General features: G+C 68.4%; 6 protein-coding genes. 3 read left to right on the forward strand and 3 right to left on the reverse strand.

Translation table 11 applies throughout. The features are described from left to right. Positions 1–33: 33 nt before the first annotated feature. The gene (locus IT293_02555; GenBank protein ID MCC6763519.1) at positions 34–255 is read right to left on the reverse strand and encodes a CopG family transcriptional regulator; all 222 of its coding nucleotides are present in this window, start codon (positions 253–255) and stop codon (positions 34–36) included. A gap of 502 nt (positions 256–757) precedes the next feature. On the opposite strand from IT293_02555, the gene IT293_02560 reads away from it, so the two are divergent. Both IT293_02560 and IT293_02565 read left to right on the forward strand, forming a co-directional pair. Further along, a complete protein-coding gene (locus IT293_02560) occupies positions 758–1,252 on the forward strand; it encodes a PaaI family thioesterase (GenBank protein MCC6763520.1) in 495 nt (164 codons plus the stop codon). A gap of 41 nt (positions 1,253–1,293) precedes the next feature. After that, positions 1,294–1,635, forward strand: coding sequence for a PaaI family thioesterase (locus IT293_02565; GenBank protein MCC6763521.1), 342 nt, complete (start codon positions 1,294–1,296; stop codon positions 1,633–1,635). Between the two features lie 269 nt (positions 1,636–1,904). On the opposite strand, the gene IT293_02570 is transcribed toward IT293_02565, so the two are convergent. Then, positions 1,905–5,120 carry a hypothetical protein gene (locus tag IT293_02570; protein MCC6763522.1) on the reverse strand — a complete coding sequence of 1,072 codons (3,216 nt, stop codon included), beginning with the start codon at positions 5,118–5,120 and terminating at the stop codon, positions 1,905–1,907. Between the two features lie 401 nt (positions 5,121–5,521). Here IT293_02570 and IT293_02575 point away from each other — a divergent pair, with 401 nt between their 5' ends. After that, positions 5,522–5,806, forward strand: coding sequence for a hypothetical protein (locus tag IT293_02575; GenBank protein ID MCC6763523.1), 285 nt, complete (start codon positions 5,522–5,524; stop codon positions 5,804–5,806). A 181-nt stretch (positions 5,807–5,987) separates the two neighbouring features. Here IT293_02575 and IT293_02580 read toward each other — a convergent pair. Then, positions 5,988–6,142, reverse strand: a 155-nt coding sequence (locus tag IT293_02580) for an antibiotic biosynthesis monooxygenase (GenBank protein ID MCC6763524.1), incomplete at its 5' end; no start/stop codon positions are given.

Raw genomic sequence — 6,142 nt, forward strand, 5'->3', positions numbered from 1 at the left:
CTTGAGCCGCAGCCTATAGGCGGCCATGCCGCTTCATGCTCTGGACGAACGCGCGAACGACACGCCCTTCTCGGCCTTGCGTTGCGCAAACGAGGCCAGATCCTCGGCATCCTCGGCGAGGACGATCTGGACCGCTTCATTCACCATGTCCGAGATCGAACGGTCGAGCGACGCCGCCTTCAGCCGGAGGGCGCGGTGAACGTCCGACGCGAAATAGATCGTCGTGCGCTTCTGAGTCTCCACGACCTGCAGCATGACGTCACGACGTCAAGATGACACGCTGGAGACGAACCCGGAGCACTCGTGAAGGGAGCGGGAAAGTTCGACGACTTTCAACTCGCCCGCCGGAGCGGACTAGAGGCAGCTACAACCCGAGTCCCGGATCGGCGTGCCTTGAGCCTCGAACTCCTTCGGCTCGATCCCCGTCTCTACGGCACGGATCAATGCGGCCGCTTTCTTGACGGTACGCTCGTACTCGCGCATCTCGTCGGCAATCTCGTCTCCTCCATGGGCGCAGGGCGTCCCGGTGAGGAGTAGCACGGCAAGCACCCAGCGTCGTCGCCAGCGCGGCCATTCCACCCTTCGCCATCGCCACATTGCGCAAGTCCTCCCACAACGACGACCCGCGCGCCATCTTCCCGCGCCACGCGCGGTCCGGCCGCGCCCGGAGCCCGTGACCCCGACGAACGACGAGGGACCGACGCTGCCACGCGCTTGACTCTCCGCATCCCGCCGTCGAGAGTCGCCGCCGACCCGCATGTCGACCGAACGCCAGTACGCACTCGGAGCCCTCTTCGGACCCGCCAAGTTCGACATCGGCCAGTTCACGCCCTACGCCGGACGGCTCCGGATGCGGGTCGTCGAGGTGGGACCGGGATTCGCGACGCTCGCGCTCCCCTACGACGAGGAGCTCGTCGGCGATCCGCAGCGGAAGGTCGTCTTCGGCGGCGCCGTCACCGCGTTGATCGACCAGGCCTCGGGAATCGCGGTCGCCTGCGCGATGGACGAGCTCCTCGCGATCGCGACGATCGACCTCCGCGTCGACTACCTGCGCGCCGCCGAGCCGGGGCGCGAGATCGTCGCGCGCGCCGACTGCTACAAGCTCGGCCACAACGTCGCGTTCGTGCGCGCGACCGCGTGGGATGCGGACGAGCACGATCCCTTCGCGAGCTGCCTCGGCACGTTCATGGTGGGCGCCAACAGCGGCGGCAGCCCGTTCGGCGGCGTCAAGAGCGCGAGACCCAAGCCGTGAACCGTCTCGTCGCGGCAATCCCGTATGCCCGCCTCCTCGGCATGGACGTCGAGGAGACCCCCGGCGGCATCGAGTGCGTCCTGCCCTTCGCGCCCGAGCTGATCGGCAACACCCGCCTGCCGGCCATCCACGGCGGCGTCATCGGGTCGTTCCTCGAGATGACGGCGATCCTGCGCCTCGTCGCGGAGAGCGGCCTCGACAACGTGCCGCGCCCGATCAGCTTCACGATCGACTACCTGCGCTCCGCCGGTCCGCGCGAGACCCGCGCGCGCGGCGAGATCTTCAAGCTCGGGCGCCGCATCTCGCACGTCCACGTGATCGCCTGGCAGGACGAGCGCGACCGTCCCATCGCGGCCGCGAACGGCAAGTTCCTGATGGCCTGAACCCCATCGGGAGGCGATCCGTTCGCGCCGCCATCCCCGCGAATGGTGATGGCAGCATCGCGTAAACCTGAGCCGGTCACCGGATCTGGGAGCGTCGGCTAACGCGTACAGTGTCAACCAGGCACGGAAACACCGCCAATGCGGTCTCCCCAATATCGCCTTCTACCGACCCGAGACTCCCGTCACCTACCGAGTCGTCGATCGAGCTGTCCCTCGGGGACGCGGGCAACTGCTTACACTTCCCCGACCGCCCGGCGAAACGGATTGCCTCAGAATTCGCCGGCGGCCTTGTACTGCTTGTAACTGTTGGTCTTCGGGGTCACGTAAGCATCCTCGAAGCACGCGCCGTTCTCGGACTGGAGTTGGACGCGGAGCGGACTCGGGAGCGACATCTTCGGAAGCGCGAGGCCCGCGCCCTTGCCCTTGAGGCTCTGTGACGAGATCTCGTCGCCCGCCTTCATCTTGATCTGGGTGACGCCGCCGTTGGCTCCTGTCTTCTCCTTGTACGCCAACGTGTCGTCTGTCGCCGTCCAGCACGGATTGTTTTGGCAGATGCCGCCCGCCGGCACCGCCGAGGCGACCAGGATCTTCGGCTCGAGCCCCGAGACGTCGAAGACGCAGAGCGCGTAGTCGTCGCCGCCGTCGGGAACCGGATCGCCGTACTCCGAGAAGAGCAGGAAGTCGCCCTTCTTGATCTGCCATTGGAGCTGATCCTTGGCGTCGATCGGCGAGTCCTTGATCTGGAGCGCGGAGGCGCCGAGAACGTCGGTCGAGCGGCAGGACGCTCGGAGGTCGGCGACGCAGCCCGTCTCGGCGTCGCACCGCTCGCACGCGCCGCACGTGACCGCCGTGCCTCCGCCACAGACGCCTGCGGTGCACGTCGTCCCCGTCGTGCAGAGTCCGGCGCCCGCGCATGTCGCGCCGTCGCTCTCGAGCTGGCAGCCCGCGTCACAGCAGTCACCCGCAGTCGCGTTCCCGTCGTCGCACGTCTCCGCACCGGCGACGATGCCGTTGCCGCAGGCGGTCGGCGTGCAATTGGCGTCACAGCCGTCGCCGCTCGTCGGATTGCCGTCGTCGCAGACCTCGCCCGGCTCCGTCACGACGTTGCCGCAGGTACCGGCGAAGAAACGGGAGAGCGTCGCGGCGCCGGAGCCCTGGTTCACGAAGTCGGGAAAATGCGAGGCACCGGCGACGATCGCGCCGTCGGAGGCGAGCGCGGCGCGATTCGGAAGCGCGCCGGCGGGGAGCGAGTCGTCGAGGCGAATGCCACCCGCGCCGAAGCCGGCGTCGAGCACGCCGGTGCTGTCGTAGCGGACGATCGCCGGCACGGCGGTCGAGATGAACGAGTGGCCGAAGAGCACCAGCTTCCCGTCGCCCTGCTGGACCGCATCGGTCAAGAAGTCGTCGGCGCCGACGGCGAGATCGGTCGTGACGATGCCGCCGGCGCCGAAGGTCCCGTCGAGTGCCCCGCCGGCGTCGAGGCGGACCAGAAAGAAGTCGTCGGTCGCGGGTCCGACGATCACCTGCGTGCTGCCCGCGATGACGATCGAGTCGTCCGGCCGCACGAACAGCGCCTTGGCGCGCTCGTAGGTATTGGCGCTGTCCATGTCGACGACGGTGACCCCGGCCGTGCCGAACATCGCATCGAGCGTGCCGTTCGTGTAGCGCGCCACGGAAAGCTGTGAGGTGAGCCCGGCCATGTCGGTGCCGCCGCACGCCACGACCAGTTTGCCGTCACTCTGCAGCCCGATCACGGGACTACTGATGCATCGGATCGGTCCCGTTCGGCGGCCGCCGCTTCCGAACGTCCCGTCGAGAACGCCGGCCGCGGTGTATCGAGCGAGGGCGACGTCGAAGGTGTTCTCGATTGCCCCCGCGGCGATGATCTTGCCGTCCGCTTGCTGCACGAGCGCCGTGGCCGTCGCCTCCGCACTGCCGCTGAACTGATGCGTGAGCGTGCCGCCGGAGCCGAAGGTGGGGTCGAGGCTGCCGTCGGCTGCGAGCCGGGCGACCGCGAAGGAGTCGATCGTGGTCGAGATGAAGCCGCTGTCGTCGAACACGGACTTCGCGCCCGCGACGACGTAGGCACCGTCGGACTGGCGGAGCAGCGCGGCCGGGCGGTCGATCGCCCCGAAGCTGATGCGCGTGAAGCCATTCGTGCCAAAGGAGGTGTCGAGGGCACCGTTGCCATCGACACGGCCGACGACGAAGTCGTCGGCCGTCGCGCCCTGCACGGGCAGGAGGTAGTCGTTCATTGCCATCGCGAATACCGCGGCACCGCCCGTATCGGCGACGATGGCGGTCGTGGCCAGCGACACCTCGGGGCGGTCGTGCGACGGGACGGTTTCCGTGAAGCTCGGGTCGAGCGAGCCGTCGCTCACGAGCCGGAAGAGCGCAACGTTGTTGCTCAGGTAGTCGAACGTGTCGTAGCCGCCCTCGGGATCGGGGTCGATCGCGGCGTTGGCGAGCACGAGCGCCTTGTCGTCGGGCTGGATCGCGACGGCGACGCCCTCGTGGATGCCCTTGCCACGCGGCAGATCGCCGGCGTCGAAGGTGTCGTCGATGGTGAGGTCGGCGTTGAAGCGGGTGCAGAGCACGTCGTTCCCCTGCGTGCCGGCGGTACCGACGGCGACGAGCTTCCCGTCACTCTCGCGCGCAAGGCCGCGGAAGCCGTCGGTCGAATTGCTGCCGACGAGCGTATGGCTCGTGAGCGTCAGATCCGTTGCGAGGCGGAGGACGATCGCATCGTCGCTCGCGCCGCCTGCGGCCGTGCCGGCCGCGACGATGGTGCCCGCAGGCTCGACGACCACTGCACGCGCGACCGGACGACCGATCGTGCTCGTGAGCACCGTCGCGATCCCGTCGGTCGTCGAGAGATCCGCGGCGAGGCGCATCACCAACACCGATTCCGCCAGCCCGACGCGATGCCGGCCGCCGACTAGAATGCGACCGTCGCTCTCGCGGGCGAGCGCAAACGCCTCGATCTCCTCGCCCGCGAGCCCGCTCACGAGCCCCCCGGTGTCGAGCGTGAGGTCACCATTCAGTCGAAGGACCAGGATGCGACGCACGCCGCCGCCCGTGACGTTCCCCGCAACGACGACCTTGCCGTCGGGCTGCACGAGAAGTGCGGTCAACTGATCGTCGCCGACCGCAGGATGCCGATACGCGTCGCCCGTCGGGAAGCCGTCGGCATCGAGCCGCATCACCTGCAGCCGCCGTAGCGGACCTTCGAGCACCGTGTTGCCGACGAGGAGCTCGCCGCCCGCCTCGACAGCGAGCGCGCTCGCGGCCGTGCCGTCGGCGTCGATCGCGACGAAGCCACCGAGCCCGAAGGTCGTGTCGACCGTGCCGGTCGCGGCGTAGCGCGCGACGGCGACCGCGCCGGTCGTGGTGCTCGTGATGCCGTAGAACGATGCCGACCCGGCGCGCTCGTCGATCGTCTCGGAGCCGGCGACGATGATGCGACCGTCCGCGAGTCGGAGCATTGCCGTGCCCTTGTCGGCGATGCCCCCCAGGCGAACCCGCTGGACACCGCCGGTTCCGAAGGACGTATCGACGTCGCCCGGTGCGGCAGAGGCGAGAGTGGCAGCGAGAGCCGTTGCGACGAGCGCGAGCGTGGTCGACGAAGCGCAATGCGACGAAACGCAATGCATGGAGCCCTCCGTATGATGCTCGAAAGGAAAGCAGCGAGCCTCGACAGTCGCACGCGGTCCGGCGGGAGTCCACGTCGAAATGACGACCGTACGCCCAAACTCCGCACCGATTCGGCGCAGTCGGTCCAAGATGGCGCACGTCCGGCTGCAGGCGCCGTGCGCGACGCTACGCGGTCACGCGGTCGGCGCACGACCGCTCGTGCGCTCGGGCAGCGCGAACGAGTTCGCCTTGCGTGCCCGTCCACCAGGTGTCACAGGACACCACGACGAAACGGGGTTCGATCACGATCAAGGAGCTGCATGCCCACACCGAAGGCCACGTGCGCCGTGCCGGACGCGGGCGAACACCGTTGGCCGTCACCGATCGCGGAAGAGTGGTTGCTGCGCTGATCCCACCGAACCTCCTTCCCCAACGTCGCCGCCGGCGAACCGTGCTCCCCGAATACGCTGCATTGCTCGCCCGTGGAGCATCGACCGACGTCCTCGGTGATCTCGATGCGGTGCGCGGCGAGCGTTAGCGACGCTGTTCTGCGACACATCCACCCTGGCGAAGTACTCTGCTTCCGAGCCGGAATCCGCTGCGGTCCGTGCCCGCTTGGACGCCGAGGATCAGGTGCTCCTGTCGGAGCTGGCTCGGGCCGAGCTCATGGGTGTCCTGCACCGGCGATTGCGCGAGCGAGAACGCATGAATAATCCAGGCTAACCGAGCGCGATTTCGCGGGCGACTTCGTAGGCCTTGATGTCGAGACCCTTCGGCTGGAGCGCAGCGACCGCCAGGTTGAACTCCGCCATGTGCGGGCTCACGAGGTGCGCCTTGATCGCATCGAGGGACTCCCAGCGCTCGACAACGCGGA

It is taken from the genome of Deltaproteobacteria bacterium (assembly GCA_020848745.1).
Classification (GTDB): domain Bacteria; phylum Desulfobacterota; class Binatia; order UTPRO1; family UTPRO1; genus UTPRO1.

Bases quoted from the DNA above. Each gene is read 5' to 3' on its own strand.
- IT293_02570 (MCC6763522.1), bottom strand. From the start codon at position 5,120: ATGCTCCGACTCGCGGACGGTCGCATCATCGTCGCCGGCTCCGAGACG.
- IT293_02560 (MCC6763520.1), top strand. From the start codon at position 758: ATGTCGACCGAACGCCAGTACGCACTCGGAGCCCTCTTCGGACCCGCC.
- IT293_02565 (MCC6763521.1), top strand. From the start codon at position 1,294: ATGGACGTCGAGGAGACCCCCGGCGGCATCGAGTGCGTCCTGCCCTTC.
- IT293_02555 (MCC6763519.1), bottom strand. From the start codon at position 255: ATGCTGCAGGTCGTGGAGACTCAGAAGCGCACGACGATCTATTTCGCG.